Origin of the sequence: Imhoffiella purpurea, assembly GCF_000585215.1 — a bacterium.
In the GTDB taxonomy this organism is placed as follows: domain Bacteria; phylum Pseudomonadota; class Gammaproteobacteria; order Chromatiales; family Chromatiaceae; genus Imhoffiella; species Imhoffiella purpurea.
Map to the genome: position 1 here is coordinate 23,500 of NZ_AONC01000002.1, position 23,806 is coordinate 47,305.

Annotated in this window: 23 protein-coding genes; 14 read left to right on the plus strand and 9 right to left on the minus strand. The window is 63.9% G+C overall.

Annotation, left to right across the window (positions count from 1 at the left end):
• Nucleotides 1-36 precede the first annotated feature (36 nt).
• The 7 genes from moaE to glgB all read right to left on the minus strand — a co-directional run bounded on the left by moaE (nucleotide 37) and on the right by glgB (nucleotide 5,868).
• Nucleotides 37-486, minus strand: coding sequence for a molybdopterin synthase catalytic subunit MoaE (moaE, locus tag D779_RS00515; protein ID WP_043747862.1), 450 nt, complete (start codon nucleotides 484-486; stop codon nucleotides 37-39).
• A 7-nt stretch (nucleotides 487-493) separates the two neighbouring features.
• Nucleotides 494-1,066 (minus strand): NnrU family protein, encoded by a 573-nt coding sequence (locus D779_RS00520; RefSeq protein ID WP_043747864.1) that lies wholly within the window; start codon nucleotides 1,064-1,066, stop codon nucleotides 494-496.
• A 178-nt stretch (nucleotides 1,067-1,244) separates the two neighbouring features.
• Nucleotides 1,245-1,883, minus strand: coding sequence for a class I SAM-dependent methyltransferase (locus D779_RS00525; protein ID WP_043747865.1), 639 nt, complete (start codon nucleotides 1,881-1,883; stop codon nucleotides 1,245-1,247).
• Nucleotides 1,884-1,967: 84 nt separating this feature from the next.
• Nucleotides 1,968-2,861 (minus strand): helix-turn-helix transcriptional regulator, encoded by an 894-nt coding sequence (locus tag D779_RS20830; RefSeq protein ID WP_052347629.1) that lies wholly within the window; start codon nucleotides 2,859-2,861, stop codon nucleotides 1,968-1,970.
• The gene (locus D779_RS00535; protein ID WP_043747868.1) at nucleotides 2,818-3,273 is read right to left on the minus strand and encodes a YaiI/YqxD family protein; all 456 of its coding nucleotides are present in this window, start codon (nucleotides 3,271-3,273) and stop codon (nucleotides 2,818-2,820) included. Before D779_RS00535 ends, D779_RS20830 begins: the two co-directional genes overlap by 44 nt.
• A 2-nt stretch (nucleotides 3,274-3,275) precedes the next feature.
• Nucleotides 3,276-3,605, minus strand: a complete 330-nt coding sequence (locus D779_RS00540; RefSeq protein ID WP_052347641.1) for a DUF2288 domain-containing protein — start codon at nucleotides 3,603-3,605, stop codon at nucleotides 3,276-3,278.
• A complete protein-coding gene (gene glgB / locus D779_RS00545) occupies nucleotides 3,592-5,868 on the minus strand; it encodes a 1,4-alpha-glucan branching protein GlgB (protein ID WP_043747870.1) in 2,277 nt (758 codons plus the stop codon). The genes D779_RS00540 and glgB overlap by 14 nt, the downstream gene beginning before the upstream one ends.
• 262 nt (nucleotides 5,869-6,130) lie before the next feature.
• Between glgB and glgC the strand changes: the two genes are divergently transcribed.
• The 7 genes from glgC (at nucleotide 6,131) to D779_RS00580 (ending at nucleotide 12,378) form a co-directional block, all read left to right on the plus strand.
• A complete protein-coding gene (gene glgC / locus D779_RS00550) occupies nucleotides 6,131-7,402 on the plus strand; it encodes a glucose-1-phosphate adenylyltransferase (protein ID WP_043747873.1) in 1,272 nt (423 codons plus the stop codon).
• Nucleotides 7,403-7,488: 86 nt separating this feature from the next.
• Nucleotides 7,489-7,689, plus strand: a complete 201-nt coding sequence (gene thiS, locus D779_RS00555; protein ID WP_043747875.1) for a sulfur carrier protein ThiS — start codon at nucleotides 7,489-7,491, stop codon at nucleotides 7,687-7,689.
• Between the two features lie 55 nt (nucleotides 7,690-7,744).
• Nucleotides 7,745-8,545, plus strand: a complete 801-nt coding sequence (locus tag D779_RS00560) for a thiazole synthase (protein ID WP_043747878.1) — start codon at nucleotides 7,745-7,747, stop codon at nucleotides 8,543-8,545.
• 49 nt (nucleotides 8,546-8,594) lie between these two features.
• Nucleotides 8,595-9,305: a tRNA (guanosine(46)-N7)-methyltransferase TrmB gene (gene trmB / locus D779_RS00565; RefSeq protein ID WP_232424029.1), complete on the plus strand. Its 711-nt coding sequence runs from the start codon at nucleotides 8,595-8,597 to the stop codon at nucleotides 9,303-9,305.
• Complete coding sequence (locus tag D779_RS00570) at nucleotides 9,305-9,916, plus strand: ABC transporter ATP-binding protein (protein WP_043747880.1); 612 nt, start codon at nucleotides 9,305-9,307, stop codon at nucleotides 9,914-9,916. Before trmB ends, D779_RS00570 begins: the two co-directional genes overlap by 1 nt.
• Nucleotides 9,907-10,704: an ABC transporter permease gene (locus D779_RS00575; RefSeq protein ID WP_043747882.1), complete on the plus strand. Its 798-nt coding sequence runs from the start codon at nucleotides 9,907-9,909 to the stop codon at nucleotides 10,702-10,704. The genes D779_RS00570 and D779_RS00575 overlap by 10 nt, the downstream gene beginning before the upstream one ends.
• Nucleotides 10,705-10,956: 252 nt before the next feature.
• The gene (locus tag D779_RS00580; protein ID WP_043748096.1) at nucleotides 10,957-12,378 is read left to right on the plus strand and encodes an FAD-dependent oxidoreductase; all 1,422 of its coding nucleotides are present in this window, start codon (nucleotides 10,957-10,959) and stop codon (nucleotides 12,376-12,378) included.
• 151 nt (nucleotides 12,379-12,529) lie between these two features.
• On the opposite strand, the gene hemE is transcribed toward D779_RS00580, so the two are convergent.
• On the minus strand, nucleotides 12,530-13,594 hold the full coding sequence (hemE, locus tag D779_RS00585) for a uroporphyrinogen decarboxylase (protein ID WP_043747885.1): 1,065 nt from the start codon (nucleotides 13,592-13,594) through the stop codon (nucleotides 12,530-12,532).
• Between the two features lie 458 nt (nucleotides 13,595-14,052).
• On the opposite strand from hemE, the gene uvrD reads away from it, so the two are divergent.
• The 7 genes from uvrD to D779_RS00620 all read left to right on the plus strand — a co-directional run bounded on the left by uvrD (nucleotide 14,053) and on the right by D779_RS00620 (nucleotide 23,137).
• Nucleotides 14,053-16,230 carry a DNA helicase II gene (gene uvrD / locus D779_RS00590; RefSeq protein ID WP_043747888.1) on the plus strand — a complete coding sequence of 726 codons (2,178 nt, stop codon included), beginning with the start codon at nucleotides 14,053-14,055 and terminating at the stop codon, nucleotides 16,228-16,230.
• A 135-nt stretch (nucleotides 16,231-16,365) separates the two neighbouring features.
• On the plus strand, nucleotides 16,366-17,580 hold the full coding sequence (locus D779_RS00595) for a 30S ribosomal protein S1 (protein WP_043747890.1): 1,215 nt from the start codon (nucleotides 16,366-16,368) through the stop codon (nucleotides 17,578-17,580).
• Nucleotides 17,577-18,776, plus strand: a complete 1,200-nt coding sequence (gene hemW / locus D779_RS00600; RefSeq protein ID WP_232424030.1) for a radical SAM family heme chaperone HemW — start codon at nucleotides 17,577-17,579, stop codon at nucleotides 18,774-18,776. Before D779_RS00595 ends, hemW begins: the two co-directional genes overlap by 4 nt.
• 147 nt (nucleotides 18,777-18,923) lie before the next feature.
• Nucleotides 18,924-19,124 carry a 50S ribosomal protein L31 gene (rpmE, locus tag D779_RS00605; RefSeq protein ID WP_043747893.1) on the plus strand — a complete coding sequence of 67 codons (201 nt, stop codon included), beginning with the start codon at nucleotides 18,924-18,926 and terminating at the stop codon, nucleotides 19,122-19,124.
• 299 nt (nucleotides 19,125-19,423) lie between these two features.
• Nucleotides 19,424-20,686, plus strand: coding sequence for a malic enzyme-like NAD(P)-binding protein (locus D779_RS00610; protein ID WP_081763250.1), 1,263 nt, complete (start codon nucleotides 19,424-19,426; stop codon nucleotides 20,684-20,686).
• Nucleotides 20,687-20,798: 112 nt separating this feature from the next.
• Nucleotides 20,799-21,749, plus strand: coding sequence for a malate dehydrogenase (gene mdh / locus D779_RS00615; protein WP_043747896.1), 951 nt, complete (start codon nucleotides 20,799-20,801; stop codon nucleotides 21,747-21,749).
• Between the two features lie 92 nt (nucleotides 21,750-21,841).
• Nucleotides 21,842-23,137 (plus strand): citrate synthase, encoded by a 1,296-nt coding sequence (locus D779_RS00620; RefSeq protein ID WP_043747899.1) that lies wholly within the window; start codon nucleotides 21,842-21,844, stop codon nucleotides 23,135-23,137.
• Here the strand turns inward: D779_RS00620 and D779_RS00625 are convergent.
• Entirely contained in the window at nucleotides 23,113-23,748 is a 636-nt protein-coding gene (locus D779_RS00625; protein ID WP_043747902.1) for a hypothetical protein, read from the minus strand. The two genes, D779_RS00620 and D779_RS00625, sit on opposite strands and share 25 nt — an antisense overlap.
• Nucleotides 23,749-23,806: the final 58 nt, after the last annotated feature.

Below are 23,806 nucleotides of genomic sequence, written 5' to 3' on the forward strand. Positions count from 1 at the left end.
CAGTGGGGGCCGTCGGTCGCAGACGTCGATTCAGTCTCACCAGCGCTCGGCGGCCGCCCGGTCCGTTGCGCGCGCCTCGACCCAGCGCTCCCCCTCCTCGGTGACCTCCTTCTTCCAGAAGGGCGCGCGGGTCTTGAGATAGTCGATCAGAAATTCGCAGGCGCGGAAGGCGTCACCGCGATGCCGGCTGACGACGCCGACGAAGACGATCGGGTCCCCGGGCTCCAGGTCTCCGACGCGGTGGACGATGCTGAGACCTTCCAGCGGCCAGCGCTCGGCAGCCTCCTCGGCGATGGCTTCGAGCGCCTTCTCGGTCATGCCCGGATAGTGCTCGAGCCTCATTCGCGCGACGCCGAGACCGGCGTTGAGATCGCGCATGAGCCCGACGAAGCTGACCAACGCACCGATCCGTGCATTGTCTCCGACGAGCGCCGCCTGCTCGGCGGCGCTGTCGAAGGGCTCGGCCTGGACCCGGATCCGGCGCACGGCTCTATCAGGCGATGGGTGCGACACCGATCAGCGCCTCGTGCAGCCAGAAGATGAAGAGCAGATAGGTGAAGAGACCGCCGACGATGGCGATGGCATCGTTGGCGCGGCTCGGCGGCGCGCCCTGCACCGGCGGTCCGACCCGGTGCTTGAGCGAGATGCGGTCTGCCACGGCCCAGGCCAGGAAGGATCCGAACAGGAGCAGGTCGGCCAGATTGCCGTTGGCCAGAAGATGCGCGAAGGCCCAGATCTTCACCGCGAGCAGCATGGGGTGCTTGACCGCGGACTGGATGCGCCCGGGCAGATAGGCGGCGAACAGGATCGGAAAGACGGGCAGCATCAAGAGCAGGGCGACGTGCCGCATCCAGGCCGGCGGATGGTAGAGGATGATGGCCGACTGATGTGCCGCGCCATACCCGTAGAGGATCAGCATGAACCCCGCCAGCGAGAGGACGGCATAGATGCCCTGCCAGGGAGCCAGGCCGAACCGCGCAACGGCATTCGCCCTGAGATCCGGCTTGAGGATGGAGATGGAATGCGTCCCGATGAACAGAATCAGACCTAGTACGAGTACGGCCATTGGATGACTCCTATGTCGAAGGCTAGCGGCTGCTTGCGTCTACGGCTCCAATCGTCGATCAGCGGTAGCTCGCGGATGTTCTCCTTGGTATAGATCTGTCCCCGCGGATTCAAGGCCTATCCGTCCTTGTCGGCTCAAGGGTTCGAGCTTCTGACGGAGCTCCCCATGGTAAACCGGTTCAGCCGCGCACGGCGCTGGCGCCGAACATCGAATAGCGACGCTCGACGCCGTCGGTATCGGGCTTGACCAGGCGATGCGCGGTCTCCACCCGTACCTGCTCCAGACCGGCTGCGGCGAGCATCTCGGCGATCCGCTCGCGGTCGAAACCATGGTGACAGACGCCCTCGTGGTCGGCGTGGAAGCTGCCGTCCTCGAGATCCAGGTCGACCAGGAAGAGCATTCCCCCGGGGACCAGCAGATCCGCGAAACGCTCGATCATAGCGGCAACGTCGGGCACGTGGTGCAGTGCCATCGCCGAATGGATCAGATCGAAGCCACTGGCCGGTGCCGGCTCGTCGACCAGATCGACCCGGCGGATGTGGAGGTTGTCGACCCCGGCGGCCAGCCGCTTGGCCTCGAGCTCGGCGAGCATCGCGGGACTGCTGTCCCAGCCCTCGACCTCCGCAACCTCTGCAGCGAGCGCAAGCGCGGCCAGACCGGTGCCGCAACCGTAGTCGAGCACCCGCATCCCCGGGCGCAGGGCACAATGATCGGCCAGGGCGAGGCGGACCGCTCGGGCGAGCTCCTGGATCAGCGGATTCTCGTCCCAGGTCGGGGCGGCCTGTTCGAAATCGGTACGCGGATAGGGATTGGACATGAGGATGATCTCCGATGGATTGCGAGGAGCTCCAGGCTAGCGGACAACCGATCGGGAGAACCTTCACCACCGACGCAGCATCCGTCACCCGCGCCGCAATCGCGCCCGATAGCGACGCGGCGAGCATCCCTCGGCGACACGGAAGCGCGAGGCAAGGTGCGACGGCGAGGCGAAACCGCACTCGGCGGCGACCTCGGTGATCGAGCACTCGGTGTGCGCCAGCAGGGCACGGGCACGCGCCAGTCGCGAACGGTAGATCAACTCGCGCGAACTGCAGCCGAGCCGGGCGCTCAGCAGCCGATCCAGGGTGGCGCGCGAGACCCCGAGATGTGAGGCGATCGTCTCGCGCGACAGCGGCTCGGCGAGATGGGTCTCGACATAGACCACCGCCTGCTCGACCAGCCGCGCGGTCCGCGCGCTAGCCGGTCGCTCCGCCAAGGCGCGCAGACAGAGGTGCGCCAGCTGCTCGGCGAGCAGGCGCAGCATCGCCTCGCGGCCCGGCAGCCGCCCAAGGTGCTCGCGGGCGAGCCGCTCGGCGACCGCGAGTACCTCGTGTCCCTCGACCGGCTTGAGCATCGGTGCCCGCAACGCCTCGAGGTCGAGCTCCTGTGTGCTGGCCAGGGCAACGAGCCAAGAGTCCTCGACCAGCAGCACCAACTGGGTGGGCATGCCGCGCTGCGGCAATGGCCGGTGCATTCGCGCCGGAGGCAGCATCAGCATACGACCGCGCTCGATCCTCAGTCGCCGACCCTCGACCTCCATCCATTGATCACCGTCGAGCACCACCAGGAACAGCCACTGCGGATGACGGTGCGATGTCGCAACGACCGGATCGGGGTCGATGGTGGGCGCGGCGTCGGCGATCAGCAGCGACAGTTCGTGACAATCGAAGGTCCGGCACGCGCAACGTGCCGGGAAGCGGTTCGTCGCGCCCTCATTCGGCGCGAGCGGCCCGGCTGAGCAGGGTGTCGAGGGCATTGGCGAATGCCTGGCGATCGCGCGCGTCGAGCGCCGCCGGTCCGCCGGTCTGGACACCGGTGGAGCGCAGTGTCTCCATGAAGTCGCGCATGTTGAGACGCTCGCGGATGTTCTCCTTGGTATACATCTGTCCCCGCGGATTCAAGGCGAGCCCATCCTTGGCGATGACTTCGGCGGCCAGCGGGATGTCGGCGGTGACGACCAGATCGCCCGGCTCCAGGCGCCGGACGATCTCGTTGTCGGCGACGTCGAAGCCGGCGCCGACCCGGATGCTGTCGATCAGACGCGAGGGCGGCACGCTCATCGGCTGATTGGCGACCAGGGTCAGCCGAACCCCGACACGCTCGGCCGCGCGAAAGAGGATCTCCTTGATCGCCTTGGGACAGGCATCGGCGTCGACCCAGATCCGCATCCCTACTCCTGCACCAGGATCCAGGGCCTGACCACCAGTGCCCAGAGACTCGCATCGGCCTGGAGCCAGGCGCGAGCCTGATCGTCGCCGACCCGGGCGATGGCGCCCCGCTCCATCTCGGCGGCGACGCCCTGAGCATCGTCTCGGGTGAATCGCTGACCCATCTCGACCAGATCCAGGTCGGCGCTCACCCAAATGACCGTCCCCTGGGCGAAGAAGCGCTGAAGCTCGGTCCAGGCGATCCGTGCCGTCTCCTGGTTGAGCTTGACGCGCTCGAGCTCCAGCGGATCCATGTCCGGCTGGGAATCGGCCTGAGGATCAATCGGCTGCATCGGTCCCATCCGCATCCATGGCATCCTGCTCGGTGTCCGGATCGGCCGGCTCCTCGTCACCGGTCTCGGGACCGGATTCGTGGACCAGGATGAGACCGGCCAGCGGCGGCAGCGAGATCGGCAGCGAATGTGGACGCCCCATCCAGCTCAGGGGCTCGGATTCGATGCCGCCCTGATTGCCGACGTTGCTGCCGCCATAGATCTCGGCGTCCGAGTTGATGGCCTCGCGGTAGAAGCCGGGCTCGGGCACGCCGATGCGGTAGTTGTTGCGCGGCACCGGGGTGAAGTTGAACACCGCGGCGACCACCTCCTTCCCGGACTGGGATTTGCGGACATAGCTCAGCACCGACTGAGAGCTGTCGTGACAGTCGATCCATTCGAATCCGGAGGGATCGAAATCCACGTCGTGCAAAGGGGTGTGATCGCGGTAGACCACATTGAGATCCGCGACCAGCTGCTGCAGCCCCAGATGCGGCGGGCGCTCGAGCAGGTCCCAGTCGAGCGACTCGGCGAAGTTCCACTCGCGCCCCTGACCGAACTCGCAGCCCTGGAACAGCAACTTCTTGCCGGGGTAGCTGAACATGAAGGTATAGAGCAGACGCAGGCTGGCGAACTTCTGCCAGGCGTCGCCCGGCATCTTGTCGAGCATGGAACGTTTGCCGTGGACCACCTCGTCGTGGGAGAAGGGCAGGACGAAGTTCTCGGTGAAGGCGTAAAGCAGGCCGAAGGTCAGCAGATCGTGGTGGAAGTGGCGATAGATGGGATCCTTCTGCATGTAGGACAGGGTGTCGTGCATCCAGCCCATGTTCCATTTCATGCTGAATCCCAGACCGCCGAGATAGGTCGGGCGCGAGACCGCCGGCCAGGCGGTCGATTCCTCGGCGATCATGAGACTGCCCGGATGCTGCTCGTGGGTGACGCTGTTGAGCTCGCGGATGAAGTCCACCGCCTCCAGATTCTCGTTGCCGCCGTACTTGTTGGGGATCCATTCGCCCGGATTGCGCGAGTAGTCCAGGTAGAGCATGGAGGCGACCGCATCCACCCGCAGACCGTCGATGTGGAACTCTTCGAGCCAATAAAGGGCACTGGAGAGCAGAAAGTTCTTCACCTCGTTGCGGCCGAAGTTGAAGATGAGCGTCCCCCAGTCCTTGTGCTCGCCCATGCGCGGATCGGCGTGCTCGTAGAGCGCGGTACCGTCGAACTGGGCCAGGGCATAGGCGTCTTTGGGGAAGTGGGCCGGGACCCAGTCGAGCAGCACCCCGATGCCCTGACGGTGGAAGTAGTCGACGAAGAAACGGAAGTCGTCGGGCGATCCAAAGCGCGCGGTCGGGGCGAAATAGCCGGTGCACTGGTAGCCCCAGGAGGCATCCAGGGGATGCTCGGTGATGGGCAGCAGCTCGATGTGGGTGAAGCCGAGCTTGATTACGTAGTCGGCGATCTCCTTCGCCAGCACCCGGTAGTTGAGGAAGCGTCCGTCGGTCGACTGGCGCCAGGAACCGAGATGCACCTCGTAGACCGACATGGGCCGATGCTGCCAGTCGACATCGGCACGCTGGGTCATCCAGTCCTCGTCGGCCCAGCGGAAACTGCTGTCGGGAGCGATCAGACCGGCGGTCTGGGGACGCTCCTGGAAGGCCTGACCATAGGGGTCGATCTTGACATGGATGTTGGTGTGCTGGTCGCGGATCTCGTACTTGTAGAAGCCGCCGCGCGCAAGTCCCGGGATGAAGAGCTCCCAGACGCCGGTCCCGCCGCGCACCCGCATCGGATGGGCGCGTCCGTCCCAGGCATTGAAATCGCCGACCACGCTGATGCGCGCGGCGTTGGGCGCCCAGACTGCGAACTGGATTCCGGGCACGCCGTCGACCTCGGCCGCGTGCGAGCCGAGCAGACGGTAGGCATGCCAGTGGCGGCCCTCGCCGAACAGATGCAGATCGAAATCCGACAGCTGCTGGGCAAAGCAGTAGGGATCGTAGGTCAGATATTTGGTTCCCCCCTGATCCTCCCATTCGATCCGATAGCGCGGAGGCAGCTGGGAGCCGTCCCCTTCCCAGACGAAGAGATCGGTTCCCTCGACTCGCGTCATGGGCTCTCCGGATTCGGCCAGGGTCACCCGCTCGGCGAGCGGCAGGAAGACCCGAACGACCGTCCGCCCTTCCTCGTCGTGCCGACCCAGTACCTCGAAGGGATCGTGATGGCGCGCCTCGACGATGCGCAGCAAGGGTTCCGGGAGATTGGGTGAGGAGCCATGTGCGGTTGCCATGTCGTTCGTGTTCCTCAATTGGGTGTCAGGTAATCGTTGGGTGTCAGAGCATCGCTGCCGGATCGTAGGACATCGATCCTGTGAGCGGGTCGGTGAAATCAGGCTGGCTCAGGCATCGTCCCAGGCGCGACGAAACCCAGAGTGATCCGATGGATCTCCAATGCCGCCCCGATCCCGATAATCAGGGGGTTTGAGTTGCGCTTGATGGTACCATAAGGCCGCTCTGATATATGCTGCTGCGTCATCCATGACAGGAGGATTTATGCCCCACACAAACCCCAGGTTCATCAGCCGCCTGACGCGCAATACATTGGCGCTGATCCTGGCAGGGGGGCGGGGTTCCCGACTCAAGCACCTGACCGCCTGGCGCTCCAAACCCGCCGTGCCGTTCGGCGGCAAATTCCGAATCATCGATTTTCCGCTCTCCAACTGCCTCAATTCGGGCATCCGACAGATCGGCGTGCTCACCCAGTACAAGGCGCACTCCCTGATCCTTCACATTCAGAAGGGCTGGGGATTCCTGCGCGGCGAATTCGGCGAGTTCGTCGAGCTCTGGCCTGCCCAGCAACGGGTCGCCGAAACGGCCTGGTATGCCGGCACCGCCGACGCCGTCTTCCAGAACCTGGACATCATCCGCGACCACAATCCGGACTACATCCTGGTCCTTGCCGGCGATCACATCTACAAGATGGACTATGGCGCCATGATCGCCCACCATGTCGAAAGCGGGGCCGACATGACCGTCGGCTGCCTGGAAGTCGAGGTGGAGCGCGCCCGCGAGTTCGGCGTCATGTCGGTCGACGAGGAAAACCGGGTGACGAGCTTCGCCGAAAAGCCGGACAACCCGGAGCCCATCCCGGGCACCACGGACCGCTGCCTGGCCTCGATGGGGATCTACGTCTTCAACAAGGGATTCCTCTTCGAGCAGCTCTTCAAGGACGCGGGAACGCCCGGCTCCAGTCACGATTTCGGCAAGGACATCATTCCTGCCGTGATCAAGCTCTACCGAGTCATGGCCTACACCTTCCGCGACCCCAAGAGCGGCGAGCAGTCCTACTGGCGCGACGTGGGTACCCTGGACGCCTTCTGGGAGGCCAACCTGGAGCTGATCGGCGTCACCCCGCCGCTGAACCTGTACGACAAGAACTGGCCGATCTGGACCTATCAGGAACAGCTGCCGCCGGCCAAGTTCGTCTTCGACGACGAGGACCGCCGCGGCATGGCGGTGGATTCCATGGTCTCGGGCGGATGCATCATCTCCGGGGCGACCGTGCGCCATTCGCTGCTGTTCTCGAGCGTGCGGGCGAATTCGTACGCCGAGATCTCCGATTCGGTCATCCTGCCCGATGTGGACATCGGACGGAACTGCATCATCCGCAACGCGGTCCTAGACCGCTACTGCCAAGTCCCCGAGGGGACCCAGATCGGCGTGGATCCCGAGGCCGATCGCAAGGCGGGCTTTTATGTCAGCGAGGGCGGCATCACATTGGTGACGCCCGAGATGCTCGGCCAGGAGGCCAACCACGTTCGCTGACCCGCCGTGCCGGGACTCGGTCCCGGGTACTGATCCGCGTGGAGGCCGCCGCCCGGCGGCCTCGTTCCAGAACGACCGGAGTCGAGATGCACATCCTTCTCAATGGAGAGCCCATGGAGATCGCCGAGGGCGCTCTCATGTCGGATCTCGTCGAGCAACTGGCGCTCGGCGGCCAGCGCTTCGCGATCGAAGTCAACGCCGAACTGGTCCCACGCAGCCGCTTCGCCGAACATCGGCTCGAGCCCGACGACAAGGTCGAGATCATCCAGGCAGTCGGTGGGGGCTAGCGCCATTCCCCTTCATCGCCCCACATCGCACAGTCAACACCAGCGCAGGAAATCCATGTCCCAAGAAGACAACCAGACCAACGACCGACTGCTGATCGCCGGCCGCGAATACCGCTCGCGCCTCCTCGTCGGCACCGGCAAGTACAAGGATATGGACGAAACGGCCCGGGCCATCGAGGCCAGCGGCGCCGAGATCGTCACCGTCGCCGTCCGCCGCACCAACCTGGGCCAGAACCCGGGCGAGCCCAACATCCTGGACGTCCTCTCTCCCGAGCGCTATACCATCCTGCCCAACACGGCCGGCTGCTACGACGCCGAGACCGCCGTGCGCACCTGCAAGCTGGCGCGCGAGCTCCTCGACGGACACACGCTGGTCAAGCTCGAGGTCCTGGGCGACGAGAAGACCCTGTTCCCGGACGTCATGGCCACGATCGAGGCGGCCAAGGTGCTGGTCGAGGACGGATTCGACGTCATGGTCTACACCAACGACGACCCCATCGTGGCGCGCGAGCTGGAGTCCATCGGCTGCGTCGCCGTCATGCCCCTGGCCGCCCCCATCGGCTCGGGCCTGGGGATCCGCAATCCGCTGAACATCCTGACCATCGTCGAGAACGCCAAGGTCCCGGTGCTGGTCGATGCCGGCGTGGGCACCGCCTCCGACGCGGCCGAGGCGATGGAGCTGGGCTGCGACGGCGTGCTCATGAACACCGCCATCGCCGCAGCCAGGGACCCGGTGCTCATGGCCAGCGCCATGCGCAAGGGGATCGAGGCCGGACGCGAGGCATTCCTGGCCGGACGCATGCCGGCCAAGCGCTTCGCCTCGGCCTCGTCGCCGATCGAAGGACTCTTCTTCTGAAGCCTTTTGCACCGATGGACGGCCTCGAATCGAGGCCGATGGACCGACCGTGAATCCCTCCGAACCACCGCACAGCCCCTCGCGTCTGCGCGCCATCCGCAGCTTCGTCCTGCGCGAGGGGCGTCTCACCAGCGCCCAGGAGCGCGCCTTCGCCGAACTCTGGCCCAGGTTCGGCGTGGACTGGCAGGCCGGGCGGACGATCGATCTCCCGGCCCTGTTCGGCAACGACCGGCCCGTCGTGCTGGAGATCGGTTTCGGCAACGGCGAGTCGCTCGCCCAGATGGCCGAGCAGGATCCGGAACGCAACTGGCTCGGGATCGAGGTGCATCGCCCGGGCGTCGGTCATCTGCTGCTCGAGATCGAGCGGCTGGGACTGACGAATCTGCGCGTCATGCGTCACGACGCGATCGAGGTGCTGACCCAGTCGATCCCCGACGCCAGTCTGGATCGGGTCCAGCTGTTCTTCCCCGACCCCTGGCCCAAGCGCAAGCACCACAAGCGCCGGATCCTCTCGCCCCGGATGGTCCAGCTGCTCTCCAGGGTCATGCGTCCGGGCGGCATCTTCCATGCCGCGACCGACTGGGAACCCTATGCCGAGCAGATGCTCGAGATCCTGGACTCGGCCCAGGACAGCTTCGTCAACACCGCCGGCCCCGGCCGCTATGCGCCACGTCCGGAATCCCGCCCCCCGACCAAGTTCGAGCAGCGCGGCGAGCGGCTCGGCCACCGGGTCTGCGATCTCCTCTATCGTCGGCTGTGATGGCGAGTCTGCGCCTCTCGGGATTGCGTCACCGACTCCTCGAACCGGTCGAGCTGTCGCTCGAGTCCGGCGAGCTGGCGTTCGTCTCCGGCCCCTCGGGTTCGGGCAAGAGCCTGCTGCTGCGCGCCATCGCCGACCTGGATCCGCACGAGGGCGAGGCATGGATCGGCGACCAGGCACGCTCGTCCATGCCGGCCCCGGTCTGGCGGAGACGTGTCGGTTTCCTGCCCGCCGAGTCCTTCTGGTGGGCCGATCGGGTCGGCGAGCATCTACCACCCGCGGAACCGGCACTGAAGGACTGGCTGGAACGTCTCGGATTCGGGCCCGAGACGCTCGACTGGTCGATCGCCCGACTCTCGACCGGTGAACGCCAGCGTCTGTCGCTCGTCCGTCTCCTGGCCCAGCGGCCGGAGGTCCTGCTCCTCGACGAGCCGACCGCCAACCTGGACCCGAACAATCGCGACCGCGTCGAATCCCTGATCGAAGGCTATCGTCAGGACGCATCCGCCAGCCTGCTCTGGGTCAGCCACGATCCGGATCAGCGCCGACGGCTCGACGGCCGTTCCCTTCTGATCCGCGACGGACGCCTGGAACCCGAATCATGGGCATGATCCACCTGACGCCCTGGGACCTGGCCCTCGCGGCCTTGCTCGTCCTCTTGCTGGCGCTCATGTCCTGGCGGCTGCATCTGGGCGTCGAGCGGCGGATCCTGATCGCCGCGGCACGCAGCACGGTGCAGCTGATGCTCGTTGGTCTGGTACTGAAGGTCCTCTTCGCCCAGACCAGCCTGCCGCTCATCGGGCTCATGGCCATGGTCATGCTCTCGGCCGCGGGCTTCGAGGTGATGCAGCGCCAGAAACGACGCTACCGAGGCATCTGGGGCTACGGGATCGGCGCCTTCTCCATGTTCCTGTCCTCCTTCACAGTGACCGTCCTTGCGCTCAATCTGGTCATCGGCGTCGAGCCCTGGTATCAGCCTCAGTATCTGATCCCGCTCCTGGGCATGCTGCTCGGCAATACCATGAACGGGGTGGCGATCGCACTGGAGAACCTGACCCGACAGGCCTGGGAGTCGCGCGGACGGATCGAGGCGAGACTGCTGGCTGGCGGAACCTGGGAACAGGCGATCGGGGACATCCGACGCGACGCCCTGCGCTCCGGGCTCATCCCCATCGTCAACGCCATGGGCAGCGCCGGTCTGGTCAGCCTGCCGGGCATGATGACGGGCCAGATCCTCGCCGGCAGCCCGCCACTGGAGGCGGCCAAATACCAGCTGCTGATCATGTTCCTCATCTCGGGCGGCACGGGGCTCGGCTCGGTCGCGGCGGTCTGGCTCGGGTCGAGACGCCTGTTCGACGAGCGTCAGAGGCTACGTCTGGACCGTCTGCGCACCGTCTGAAGCTATCCCAAGAAGGGTCGATGACCCTGTTCCGAATCCGGTAATCGGCTCCACACCCCATCGCCGATTGGCTCGGATACTGCCAGGCATCTGGTCTGCGGCAATTTCAATGCCCGAATAATTGACTAAATCAATCTATTAAATCCGTCTCCCTGCATTCTCTCAATGCTCGACTTCCGCTACTGTGTCTGCATTGTTGCGCCGCACAAACGCGAATGCGCTCGGCCTCGGCCGCTGGAGGAGACAGAAACGATGACCCCCTCGACCCATTACGACGTCCTCATCGTCGGTGCCGGCGTCACCGGCACGGCCCTGCTCTACGAACTGGCGAAATTCACGGATCTCAACCGCCTGTGCCTGGTCGAGAAATACGACAGCGTCGCCAAGGTCAACTCCCACGCCCACAGCAACAGCCAGACCATCCACTGTGGCGATATCGAGACCAACTACACCCTGGAGAAGGCCCGCTCGGTCAAGCGCACCGCCTTCATGGTGGTCAACTACGCCACCAAGCTCCCGGAACCCGAGCGCGACCAGATCGTCTTCAAGATGCCCAAGATGGTGCTCGGCGTGGGAGAAAGGGAATGCGCGGGCATCCGCAAACGCTATGAGTCGTTCAAGGGACTGTTCCCGCGCATGCAGCTGCTGGAGCGCGAGCAGATCGCCGAGATCGAGCCCAACGTGGCCCTGGTCGACGGCAAATGGCGCGATGAGGAGATCGTCGCGACCGGAACCCCGGACGACTATTGCGCGGTCGACTTCCAGGCGCTGGCGCAGTCCTTTTCGGACGCCTGCGTCCAGATGGACCGCACGACCAGCAAACAGATCAGCCAGCTCTTCTCGACCAAGGTGGACTGGATCCGCAAAGAGGGGGATCTCTATCGGCTCTCGACCAATCGCGGACTGCTCCAGGCCCGCGCGGTGGTCGTCTGCGCTGGCGGACACTCGCTGCTGATGGCGCAGGAGATGGGTCTGGGTCTGAACTATTCCTGCCTGCCGGTCGCCGGATCCTTCTATTTCGCCCCCGAGGCGCTGAACGGCAAGGTCTACACGGTGCAGAATCCGAATCTGCCCTTCGCCGCCGTGCACGGGGACCACGACGTCAAGGAGCGCGGCAAGACCCGCTTCGGACCCACGGCGCTCATGCTGCCCATGCTCGAACGCTACGACCGCACATCGATCGCCGAATTCTTCAAGGTGCTGCGTTTCGACCGGCGGGTGGCGGCCGTGCTCTGGGACCAGATCCGGGTACCGGACATCCGCAACTACATCCTGCGCAACTTCCTCTACGAGGTGCCGCGGCTCAACCGCCATCTGTTCGCCAAGGAGATCCGCAAGATCGTGCCATCGATCTCGGTCGAGGACATCAGCTATGCCGAGGGATTCGGAGGCATCCGACCCCAGCTGATCGACAAGGAGGCCAAGAAACTGCGGATGGGCGAGGCCAAGATCACGGACGGGTCCGGGATCATCTTCAACATGACACCATCGCCCGGCGGAACCAGCTGTCTCGGCAGCGGCGAAACGGACATGCGCTCCATTGCCCGCTATCTGGGCGCACGCATCGACGAGCATGCCTTCGAGCGCGAGATGCTCATGGGACACGAGGACACCCGTACCCCTGGCATGGATACGCCAGAAACCGACCGCGGACCGCTGGCCACGGCGGTCTGAAGAATCTGAACCGCAAAGGACGCAAAGATAATCTGGAGATTGCCTGGAGCGGATCCTTCACCATTCGGGTGAAGGAAATTCCAGGTGCAATCTTCTAAAATCCTTCGCGCTCTTCGCGCCTTCGCGGTTCGATTTCTGACCCCGCCAGTGATCAGGCGTGGTAAGGACGACTCAGCTCGTGGACGGCGGCGACCATCGCGGCCGGAATCTCGGGATCAACGTCCGGCGTGATCCCATGCCCCAGGTTGAACACATGGCCGGAGCCGTGTCCGTAGCTCGCCAGGACGTTCGCCACTTCCTCACGCACGCGATCCGCAGAGGCGTACAGCGTGCAGGGATCCATGTTACCCTGCAGCGCAACGCGATCCTCGACCATGCGCCGTGCATCGGCCAGATCGGTCGTCCAGTCGACGCCCAGTGCGTCGCAGCCTGTCTTGGCCATATCCCCCAGCCACTGACCCCCGTTCTTGGTGAATAGGATCACCGGAATCTTGCGGCCCTCGGCCTCGCGGGTCAGACCCTCGACGATCCGCTGCATGTAGGCCAGCGAGAAGGCGCGATAGTGCGCCGGGGCCAGGGCCCCGCCCCAGGTGTCGAAAATCATGGCGGCCTGGGCGCCACGGGCGATCTGGGCGTTGAGATAGGCGGTGACCGCGTCGGAGGTCTTGGCCAGCAGGGCATGCAGCAGATCCGGACGGTCGAACATCATGCCCTTGATCTTGGAGAAATTCTTGGAGCCGCCTCCCTCGACCATATAGGTCGCCAGCGTCCAGGGACTACCCGAGAAACCGATCAGCGGAACCCGGCCCTTCAGCTCGCGACGGATGGTCGAGACCGCATCCATGACGTACTTCAGCTCACCTTCCGGATCCGGCACCGGGAGTCTCTCCACGTCCGCCTCGGTACGTACGGGACGCTCGAAGTGCGGGCCCTCGCCTTCCGAGAAGTAGAGACCCAGACCCATGGCATCGGGCACCGTCAGGATATCCGAGAAGAGGATGGCTGCATCCAGGGGATAGCGATCGAGCGGCTGCAAGGTGACCTCGCAGGCGAGCTCGGGGTTCCTGCACAGATCCATGAAGCTTCCGGCCTTGGCACGGGTCGCGCGGTACTCGGGAAGATAGCGTCCGGCCTGGCGCATCATCCAAACCGGCGTGTAATCAACAGGTTCGCGCAGGAGTGCGCGGAGAAAGGTGTCGTTGGTCAGTTGGGTCATGAAGCAGTGCCCGAGAAGTGTTTGGTGATAAGACCTGATTGGTCGAGCCAGGCATTCTACTACGGGCCAGCGGCTTGAGGCTCGCCTTGGGCTCAAATGGACGAGTCGCGCCCGCATCCAAATCCCGCCAAAAAAATAATACCAATAAAATCAATATTTTATGATATTGAACAAGCTGTTCGCAACTCTGTATCCATAACTGTGGATAGCTTGTGGGCTTTTTCGGCGGAGCATTTTAGACACGGCTTATCCACAAGCAGGCATACCTGCCTTATGTTTGCAACAACTTGTTCATAAAGGGTTTATATACAAAATAAACTTATCCACAAGGCTTATTATTATTAATTTGAATGAACAATTTGATGTAAATATATCCGCGAGCCAAATCGTCCCCATGATCTGGCGGAAAGCTCAACCGGGGATTAGGGCTGGGGCCTCGAGATTGGTAGAATCCGCCGATGGACGTGACCCCTCTTCTCGATTCACTCAACGAGCCCCAGCGTCAGGCAGTTTCAGCCGATTCGGGCAATCTTCTGGTTCTGGCCGGCGCCGGTTCGGGCAAGACCCGGGTTCTGGTTTACCGCATCGCCTGGCTGCTGCAGGTCGCGCAGGTGCCGCAATGGGGCATATTGGCCGTTACCTTCACCAATAAGGCGGCGCGCGAGATGCGCGGCCGGATCGAGGAGATGCTCGGTACCCCGGTCGGAGGCATGTGGGTGGGAACCTTCCATGGGCTGACGCATCGCTTTTTGCGCGCGCACTGGCAGGACGCCAAGTTGCCTCAGCACTTCCAGATCATGGACGCGGACGACCAGTTTCGATCCATCAAGCGCACCCTCAAGGCGATGCAGCTCGATGAATCGCGCTGGCCGCCGCGTCAGGTCCAGGGGTTCATCAACAAGCAGAAGGACGAGGGTCTGCGGCCCTCTCACCTGGATCCGGCCGGCGATTTCTACATGGAGAAGATGGTCGAGGTCTATCGCGAATACGAAAGCGCGCGCATCCAGGCCGGACTGCTGGATTTCGCGGATCTGCTGCTGAGTTCGCTCGAGCTGCTGCGCGAGCGTCCGGACATCCTGCATCACTACCAGCAGCGTTTCCGTCACATCCTGGTCGACGAGTTCCAGGACACCAACGCCATCCAGTACGCCTGGCTGCGACTGCTCTCCGGCAACAACGACAACCTGTTCGCGGTCGGCGACGACGATCAGTCCATCTACGGCTGGCGCGGCGCGCGGGTGGAGAACATCCAGTCCTTCCAGCAGGATTATCCCAACACCCGGACGGTGCGTCTGGAGCAGAACTATCGCTCGACCGGAAACATTCTGGCGGCCGCCAATGCGCTGATCGCCAACAACCCGACCCGTCTCGGCAAGAATCTCTGGACCGACGACTCTGACGGCGAGCCGATCCGCCGCTACACCGCCTTCAACGAGGTCGAGGAGTCCCGCTTCGTCGTCGAACGGATCCGAGGCTTCGTCCAGAACGAAGGCTATCGGCGGGACGAATGCGCCATTCTCTATCGCACCACGGCCCAGTCGCGACTCTTCGAGGAGTCCCTGATGCAGGCGGGCATTCCCTATCGGGTCTATGGTGGACTGCGTTTCTTCGAGCGCGCCGAGATCCGAGACGCCCTGGCCTATCTGAGACTGGTTTCGAACCCGGACGACGACGCGGCCTTCGAGCGCGTGGTCAACACCCCGACCCGGGGAATCGGAGAACGGACGCTGGAGATGGTGCGTCAGCAGTCTCGCGAGTCCAGGGTCTCGCTATGGCGCGCGGCCGAGGACCTGATCCGAACCAGCGCTCTGGGTCCACGTGCGAGCGGTGCCGTGCGCAGATTCCTCGATCTGATCCTGGAACAGCGTCGGATCGACGCCGAACTGGACCTGGCGGAGACCGTCAATCGTCTGATCCAGGCGACCGGACTTCCGGATTTCTATCTCAAGAGCAAGGACGGAAAGGGCCAGGACCGTATCGAGAACCTGGAGCAGCTGGTCGATACGGTGGCCCGTTTCGAACAGGATCTGGATCCGGAGGAAGGCGACATCCTGGGCGCCTTCCTCGCCCATGCGGCCCTGGAGGCGGGCGAGACCCAGGCCGACGCTTACGAGGACAGCGTTCAGCTGATGACGCTGCACAGCGCCAAGGGTCTGGAATTCCCGATCGTCTTCCTGGTCGGCCTGGAGGAGGGTCTCTTCCCGCACAGCCTCTCGGCCGAGGACCCGGAGCGGCTCGAAGAGGAGCGGCGACTCTGCTACGTGGGCATGACGCGCGCCATGCAGCAGCTGTTCGTCACCCATGCCGAGAATCGACGTCTCTACGGACGCGAGGACTACCCTGCCCCTTCGCGCTTTCTGAGAGAGCTGCCGCCCGATCTGGTCGAGGAGGTCCGCGCCGCCGGCGTCGCCCGGCGCCATCCGGCCCCTGCAGCCAAGATGGCCGGTAAGGCCGGAGCGGCCGCGGCCGGGGGCTATCAGCTGGGCCAGCACGTCCGCCATCCCAAGTTCGGCGAGGGCGTGGTGCTCAGCAGCGAGGGCAGCGGGACCAATGCCCGGATCCAGGTCAATTTCCGCGAGGTGGGCGCCAAGTGGCTGGTGCTCGCCTATGCCAGACTGGAACCGGCCGGTTCGTGACGACTGGATTCGGTCACACTGGGGCGGCCATGCGATCCGCCCTACAATTGCACGGAGATCGCGGGGCGGCCCGGTCGGCGGGCCGCGCGATCGACGATTCATCACCATCAACAACCCTGCGACGTTCGGCTCATCATGTCCAACCCTGAAAGCTTCGAAGACCTACTGAAAGAATTCGACCAAACCCACCCAGGCACCCAGCAAGCCGAACCGGCCGCGGGCCACAAGGTGCGCGGCTCGCTGATTGCGATCGGCGAGGACTATGCATTCGTCGATCTGGGTGCCAAGTCCGAGGGTCGGATCGACATCTCGGAGCTCAAGGACGACGAGGGCCAGCTCAAGTACGGGGTCGGCGACGAGATCGAAACCCTGGTGACCGGCAAGGACGAGGAGAGCGGCATGCTGCTGCTGGGCAACCAGCAGGGTCACAAATACCACGGCATCCAGGAGGTCGAGCAGGCATTCCGTCAGGGCATGCCGGTTCAGGGCCATGTGACCGGTGCGATCAAGGGCGGACTCGAGGTCCAGATCGCCGGGGTACGGGCCTTCTGTCCGGCCTCTCAGGCGGATCTGCGCTTCATCGAGGATCTCGCCGAGTTCGTCGGTCAGAAGCTCGATTTCAAGGTCACCAAGTTCGAGGGCGGTCGAAGGCCCAATCTGGTGGTCTCGCGCCGCGTCCTGCTGGAGGAGCAGCAGCGCATCCAGGCCGAGCAGACGCGGGCCGAGCTCAAGGAAGGTGCGGTCATGACCGGCGTGGTCACCTCGCTCAAGGACTATGGCGCCTTCGTGGATCTCGGCGGACTGGAAGGCATGATCCATATCAGCGAGCTGGCCTTCGGCCATATCAGGCATCCCAAGGAGATGCTCCAGGTCGGACAGACGGTCGAGGTGAGCGTGCTGCGGATCGAGCCGGCGACCGACGCCAAGAAGCGCGAGAAGATCGCGCTCTCCATCCGCGCCCTGAGCCGCGATCCCTGGCTCGACGCGGTGGAATCCTTCCCCGTCGGGACCAAGGTCAAGGGTAAGGTGTCGCGTCTGCAGACCTTCGGCGCCTTCGTCGAGCTGGCGCCTGGGATCGACGGGCTGGTGCACATCAGCGAGCTGGGTGCCGGACGCCGGATCAATCATCCGAGCGAGGTGGTCAATCCCGGGGACGAGGTCATGGCCACCGTGCTCGGCGTCGATCTGGAGCGGCATCGGATCAGTCTGAGCCTCGACGAGAATCGCCAGGTCGATGAGATCTCCGAGACGCCCGCTCCGGCCGCGCGCAAGGGCAAGGAGCCCGCGCCCGAGAAGAGCCTCGGCAGCTTCGGCGAATTGCTGAAGGAAAGCATGCAGAAGCAGCGTTGAGGCCCCGCCCCGCGGAAGACATCCAGGGGCCGGACTGGCCACCGCTGACGCTCTATATCCATGTTCCCTGGTGTCTGCGCAAGTGTCCCTACTGCGATTTCAACTCGCATGCGGCCGGTCGGGGAGCGGATTTCGACCGCTATGTCGAGCGTCTGCTCGCGGATCTGGACCGAGAGATTCAGATGCTGTCCCATCCGCGCGCGCTCGCATCCGTCTTCATCGGCGGAGGGACGCCAAGCCTGCTGTCGGGCGGACAGATCCGACGCTTGCTGGACGGCATCCGCTCGCGAATGGAATTGGCTCAGGACGCGGAGATCACCCTGGAGGCGAATCCAGGTACCCTGGATGCCGGTCATTTCGCCGCCTACCGCGAGGCGGGCGTCGACCGGCTCTCCATCGGCGTCCAGAGCCTCTCGGCCGTTCATCTCCAACGGCTGGGACGCATCCACGATCCGCTTCAGGCCAGGCGCACCTTCGCGGTCGCGCGCGCGTCGGGATTCGACAACGTCAATCTGGACATGATGTTCGCCCTGCCCGACCAGGGGCTCGCCGAGGCGGCGGCCGACCTGGATGCGCTGATCGATCTGGGGCCCGAGCACATCTCCTACTACCAGCTGACCCTGGAGCCGGATACGGCCTTCCAGGCCGATCCGCCGAACCTTCCAGATCCGGATCTCTCGGCCGACATGGCCGCTCAGGGGGTGGAACGTCTCGAGGCGGCCGGCTTCGCGCGATACGAGGTCTCGGCCTATGCGCGACCGGGGCGCCGATGCCGGCACAACCTCAACTACTGGCGGTTCGGCGACTATCTCGGGATCGGTGCCGGGGCACACGGCAAGATATCGTGCCCGAGACTGGGCCAATGGGGCTGGTCGATCGAGCGCCGGGAGAAGATTGCGGACCCTTGGTTCTATCTGAAGGCGGCGCCCGATGCGCTCGTCGCAGCCAGACGCTGCCTGACGGAGGCCGATTGCGTCTTCGAGTTCGCGCTCAATGCCTTTCGACTCACCCAGGGCTTTCGGCGCTCGCTGTTCGAAGAGCGCACTGGATTGGACTGGTCATGGATGCGTCGCGGCATCCATGAGGCGGTTTCGCACGGATTCCTGGATCTATCGGATGACAGGATTCGCCCGACCGAACTGGGCCGTGTCTTCCTCGACGATCTGGTGAGCCTCTACGTGCCCGGGGATGGGTAGATCTGCCTCCGGAATGGCTGGAGGCCGACAGCGCCCTACTGCCCATCTCGCACGAAAATGTCAATAGGGAGTTGCAGTCGAGTGCGTGCGATGGTAACTTCGCGCGTTTTCCAAGAATTCCACAGCCCGAGTGGCAAAAGGGTCATCATGAAAGAAGGAATCCACCCCCAATACTCCGAGGTGAAGGTGGTCTGCAGCTGCGGTAACGAGTTCACGACCCGTTCCACCAAAGGGGACGCGATGCACGTCGAGGTCTGCTCCGCGTGCCATCCCTTTTATACCGGCAAGCAGAAGGTTCTCGACACCGCCGGCCGCGTGGACAAGTTCCGCCGCAAGTACGCCCGCTGATTCGGCCGGCCAGGCCATACGGCGGCAGCTGTGGTGGTTCCGCCTCGATCGGAACCACACCCAGATCGGCCATCCTCCAATACGGATCGCGTATTGGACCCGTCCATCGGTGGAGCATCCATCGTTCGATCCGCCGAATCCGGCGATCGGATGGTAGGTGTCCACTGGTTTTTGCGCGCGCGAAAGACGGCGTCTCGCCTTCGGGCATTCCGTAGATCCGCTCAGCGGATGAGCCCTTCGTCCCCGCTCGGGATCCGATTGGCCGGCTACCGCCCGAGCATCATCATACGGAGATCACCGTGACCGACCCCGAGAGTTTTGCCCATCCAGACGCCGAACTGAACCGTCAGGCATTGGACTATCATGCCGAACCCAAACCTGGGAAGACCGGCATCATGGTCACCAAGCCGGCCGCGACCCAGCACGACCTGTCGCTCGCCTATACCCCCGGCGTCGCCGAACCCGTTCGGCAGATCCATGCCGATCCCCAGAACGCCTACCGCTACACCAACAAGGGCAATCTGGTCGCGGTCATCACCGACGGCACGGCCGTTCTGGGACTGGGCAACGTGGGCGGACTCGCCGGCAAGCCGGTCATGGAAGGCAAGGCCGTCCTCTTCAAGCGTTTCGCCGATATCGACTGCTTCGACATCGAGGTCCATGCGAAGCGTCCTCAGGAATTCATCGAGACGGTGATGCGGATCGCCCCGACCTTTGGCGGCATCAATCTCGAGGACATCGCGGCACCTCACTGCTTCGAGATCGAGCAGGCGCTCATCGAACAGCTGGACATCCCGGTCTTCCACGACGATCAGCACGGCACCGCCATCATCATCGCGGCCGGTCTGCTGAACGCGCTCGAACTGCAGGGCAAGACGCTCGAAGAGTCCCGCATCGTGGTCCTGGGGGCCGGTGCGGCCGGTATCGCGGCCATTCGTCTGCTGATGGGTCTGGGCGCCCATCGCAACAACATCTACTGCATCGATCGCCAAGGCGTCATCCATCTCGGTCGCAAGGATCTCAACCCCTACAAGTTCGGCGTCGCAGCGGATACGGACAAACGGACCCTCGCCGACGCCATGGACGGGGCGGACGTCTTCATCGGCGTCTCGGGACCGGATCTGGTGACGGCCGAGATGCTGGCGAGCATGGCCCCGCGCCCGGTGGTCTTCGCGCTGTCCAATCCGGTGCCCGAGATCCGTCCGGATCTGGCCAAGCAGGTTCGGGACGATCTCATCATGGCCACCGGAAGGTCTGATTATCCCAATCAGATCAACAATGTGCTCGGATTCCCCTTTATCTTCCGCGGTGCCCTGGACGTGCGCGCCTCGCGCATCAACGAGGACATGCAGGTCGCGGCGGTGGAGGCCTTGCGCGCACTGGCCCACGAAACCGTGCCGGAAGAGGTTCTGGCCGCCTATGGTCTGTCCGAGCTGAGCTTCGGACCCGATTACATCATTCCCAAGCCCTTCGATCCCCGTCTGCGCGAGCGCGTTCCGAGCGCCGTATCGCGCGCCGCGGTCGCCAGCGGTGTTGCCCGGATACCTCACTCCGGCGCATGATTCCCTTCATGTGAAATAGGGGCAGGGTCGACGCCGGCCTCCGTGACCTCACCAGGACGACCCACAGGGTCTCCCCAGGCTGTCTTCAATCAGTGACCGGAGAAACAGCGACGTGAAGAAGATCACTATCGTAGGCGCTGGCCGGGTCGGCGAAACAACGGCCCAGATCCTGGCGGAAGCGGAACTCTGTCGCGAGGTGGCCCTGTTCGATGTGCGCGAGGGCGTCCCGGAGGGAATCGCACTCGATATTCTCCAAACCGCTCCCTTCTTCGAGTTCGACAGCGTGGTGCATGGCAGCAACGACCCCCGAATCCTCAAGGATTCGGAGCTGGTCGTCGTCACCGCCGGCTTGCCTCGCAAGCCGGGCATGTCACGCGCGGACGTGCTCGAAAGCAACGTCCGCATCATCGACGAGGTTACCGATCACATCATCGCCTATGCGCCGGACGCCCTGGTGCTCATGGTGTCGAACCCGGTCGATACCCTGACCTATCGCGTCGCCCAGCGAACGGGTTGGAATCAGAGCCGGGTGTTCGGTCAGGCCGGTGTTCTGGACGCCTCGCGGATGGCGAGCTTCATCGCCCAGGAAACAGGGTTCTCGGCCCGGGACATCACTACCATGGTGCTGGGTGGCCATGGCGACACCATGGTCCCGGTTCCGCGTTTCTGCACCATCAATGGCATTCCGCTCTCCTATTTCCTGCCCGAGGATCGCATCGAGGCAATCAACGAACGCACCCGCAAGGGTGGTGCCGAGATCCTGTCCCTGCGCAAGAACTCGAGCGCCTACGATGCGCCAGGTGCGGCGGTCGCGACCATGGTCGATTCCATCGTCAACAACCGCCGCCGTCTCCTGCCATGCGTTGCCTTGCTGGAGGGCGAGTACGGAGAGGCGGACATCGCCATGGGCGTTCCCTGCATCCTGGGTTCCAAAGGTGTGGAATCCATCGTCGAGCTCGACTTGAACGAACGCGAGCGCACGGATTTCAGCCGATCGGCCTCCGCCGTGCGTAACGAAATCGAACGCTTGGGCGATATCGGCTTGGATACCAACAAGCAATAGGTCGCCGGATAGCGCACATCAGACTCGAAACCCAAAACTAGCTGCCGCGTAGATGCGCGCGCATCTCCGTCAGTGTGGCCAGGAGCGAGCTTATGGCGAACGAAACCATCACGATCATCAATAACGCCACCGGCGATAGGCATGAATTTCCGTTGCGACAGGGAAGCATGGGGCCGATGGCCGTGGACATATCCTCTCTCTACAAAGAGGCCGGCATCTTTACCTACGACCCGGGCTTCATGTCCACGGCCAGCTGCAACAGCGACATCACCTATATCGATGGCGAGCAGGGTGTCCTGCTCTATCGCGGCTATCCGATCGAGCAGCTGGCGACCAAGGCGAGCTTTCTGGAGGTCGCCTATCTGTTGCTCTACGGCGAGCTACCGGGTGAGAAGGAGCTGGTCGGGTTCGAGCAGCTCATCACCCGCCATACGATGCTCAACGAGAATCTCAAGGACTTTCTCAACGGCTTCCATTACGACGCCCATCCCATGGCGATGCTGGTCGGGGTGGTCGGATCCCTGTCCGCCTTCTACCACGACTCGCTGAGCGTCAACGATCCGCGCCACCGCGAGATCTCGGCGCATCGGCTGATCGCCAAGCTGCCGACGATCGCGGCCGCCGCCTACAAGCACAGCATCGGCGAGCCCATCATGTATCCGCGCAACGATCTGCGGTATTGCGCGAACTTCCTGCACATGATGTTCGCCACGCCCTGCGAGCACTACAAGCCCGGCCTGATCGCCGAGAAGGCGATGAATCTGCTCTTCATCCTCCATGCCGATCACGAGCAGAACGCCAGCACCTCGACCGTCCGTCTGGCCGGCAGTTCGGGCGCCAACCCCTTCGCCTGCATCGCGGCGGGCATCGCCTCGCTGTGGGGGCCGGCGCACGGCGGTGCCAACGAGGCCGTGCTCGACATGCTGCTGGAAATCGGCGACGTCAAGAACGTCCAGCGCTACATCGAGAAGGCGAAGGACAAGGACGACCCCTTCCGTCTGATGGGCTTCGGTCACCGGGTCTACAAGAACTACGACCCGCGCGCCAAGATCATCCGCGAGGTCTGCCATCAGGTGTTGGACGAGCTCGCCGACGCCAACAATCCATTGTTCGAGCTGGCGATGAAGCTGGAGGAGATCGCGCTGAACGACGAGTATTTCGTCGAGCGCAAGCTCTATCCCAACGTGGATTTCTACTCGGGCATCATCTATCAGGCGCTCGGCATCCCGCGCAACATGTTCACCGTGATGTTCGCCGTGGCGCGCACCGTCGGCTGGGTCTCGCACTGGCTCGAGATGATGTCGGATTCGAACAACCGTATCGGTCGGCCCAGACAGATCTATCGCGGGCCGACCCAGAGAGACTATCTGCCGATCTCGAAGCGATAGGCCGAATCAGACTCCTCGAGCATCCGCTCGATCTCGTTGCGAGCCGCCCCACGCTGGGGGCGGTCGGTGACGGGATCGAGCGGCGGATGGCGCTGCGCCCGCCAGGGAAGGACGACCAGTTGAAAGGGGATGTCTCCCGCCATGAAACGAAAGACGGGATGGACGCAGCGCGATCCGTCCGGATAGCGCAGGCTGCGCTCGCTCTCCTGCCAGGGAATCTGTCGTTCCATCAGCGCGAACAGCACGTCCTCGGGCCGATCGGCGAAGAGGAAGAGCTCGACGCCCGTCTGCGGATCGCCCGAGCCCATGAGCGCGGATCCGACCAGACGGGGGGCGAAGTCGTTGAAGACATGCATGGCCTCGAGCGCCTGAACCTGCATTTCGCGTGACGCGCGACTCTGATCCGGCGTCAGGAAGAGCCGTCGCTGGGTCAGCACAGCCTCATGCACCGCCTCGTTGGACGGCCAGTTGCGCCGATCCATGATCCCCGTGCGCTGCGCGGCCTTGCGCCGCGCCCGATCGAAATCGGAAAGGCCCTGCTCGACCATGATGCGAGCGGTCTCGTAGGCCATGCGTTCTTTCAAGGCGCTGGAGCGATCACGTCCGGACATCGGCTTCTCCTGAGGATTTGGGGCAACCTGATCGTCATGATACCTGAGACGCCGAAAG

What these genes read in the sequence shown, in the direction of transcription:
- D779_RS00520 (WP_043747864.1), bottom strand. Translation starts at nt 1,066, where the DNA reads ATGGCCGTACTCGTACTAGGTCTGATTCTGTTCATCGGGACGCATTCC.
- glgB (WP_043747870.1), bottom strand. Translation starts at nt 5,868, where the DNA reads ATGGCAACCGCACATGGCTCCTCACCCAATCTCCCGGAACCCTTGCTG.
- rpmE (WP_043747893.1), top strand. Translation starts at nt 18,924, where the DNA reads ATGAAAGAAGGAATCCACCCCCAATACTCCGAGGTGAAGGTGGTCTGC.
- D779_RS20830 (WP_052347629.1), bottom strand. Translation starts at nt 2,861, where the DNA reads ATGCCCTCGACACCCTGCTCAGCCGGGCCGCTCGCGCCGAATGAGGGC.
- D779_RS00580 (WP_043748096.1), top strand. Translation starts at nt 10,957, where the DNA reads ATGACCCCCTCGACCCATTACGACGTCCTCATCGTCGGTGCCGGCGTC.
- D779_RS00540 (WP_052347641.1), bottom strand. Translation starts at nt 3,605, where the DNA reads ATGCAGCCGATTGATCCTCAGGCCGATTCCCAGCCGGACATGGATCCG.
- D779_RS00620 (WP_043747899.1), top strand. Translation starts at nt 21,842, where the DNA reads ATGGCGAACGAAACCATCACGATCATCAATAACGCCACCGGCGATAGG.
- D779_RS00625 (WP_043747902.1), bottom strand. Translation starts at nt 23,748, where the DNA reads ATGTCCGGACGTGATCGCTCCAGCGCCTTGAAAGAACGCATGGCCTAC.
- hemE (WP_043747885.1), bottom strand. Translation starts at nt 13,594, where the DNA reads ATGACCCAACTGACCAACGACACCTTTCTCCGCGCACTCCTGCGCGAA.
- uvrD (WP_043747888.1), top strand. Translation starts at nt 14,053, where the DNA reads ATGGACGTGACCCCTCTTCTCGATTCACTCAACGAGCCCCAGCGTCAG.
- D779_RS00560 (WP_043747878.1), top strand. Translation starts at nt 7,745, where the DNA reads ATGTCCCAAGAAGACAACCAGACCAACGACCGACTGCTGATCGCCGGC.
- D779_RS00535 (WP_043747868.1), bottom strand. Translation starts at nt 3,273, where the DNA reads ATGCGGATCTGGGTCGACGCCGATGCCTGTCCCAAGGCGATCAAGGAG.
- thiS (WP_043747875.1), top strand. Translation starts at nt 7,489, where the DNA reads ATGCACATCCTTCTCAATGGAGAGCCCATGGAGATCGCCGAGGGCGCT.
- D779_RS00575 (WP_043747882.1), top strand. Translation starts at nt 9,907, where the DNA reads ATGGGCATGATCCACCTGACGCCCTGGGACCTGGCCCTCGCGGCCTTG.
- D779_RS00570 (WP_043747880.1), top strand. Translation starts at nt 9,305, where the DNA reads ATGGCGAGTCTGCGCCTCTCGGGATTGCGTCACCGACTCCTCGAACCG.
- D779_RS00595 (WP_043747890.1), top strand. Translation starts at nt 16,366, where the DNA reads ATGTCCAACCCTGAAAGCTTCGAAGACCTACTGAAAGAATTCGACCAA.
- glgC (WP_043747873.1), top strand. Translation starts at nt 6,131, where the DNA reads ATGCCCCACACAAACCCCAGGTTCATCAGCCGCCTGACGCGCAATACA.
- D779_RS00525 (WP_043747865.1), bottom strand. Translation starts at nt 1,883, where the DNA reads ATGTCCAATCCCTATCCGCGTACCGATTTCGAACAGGCCGCCCCGACC.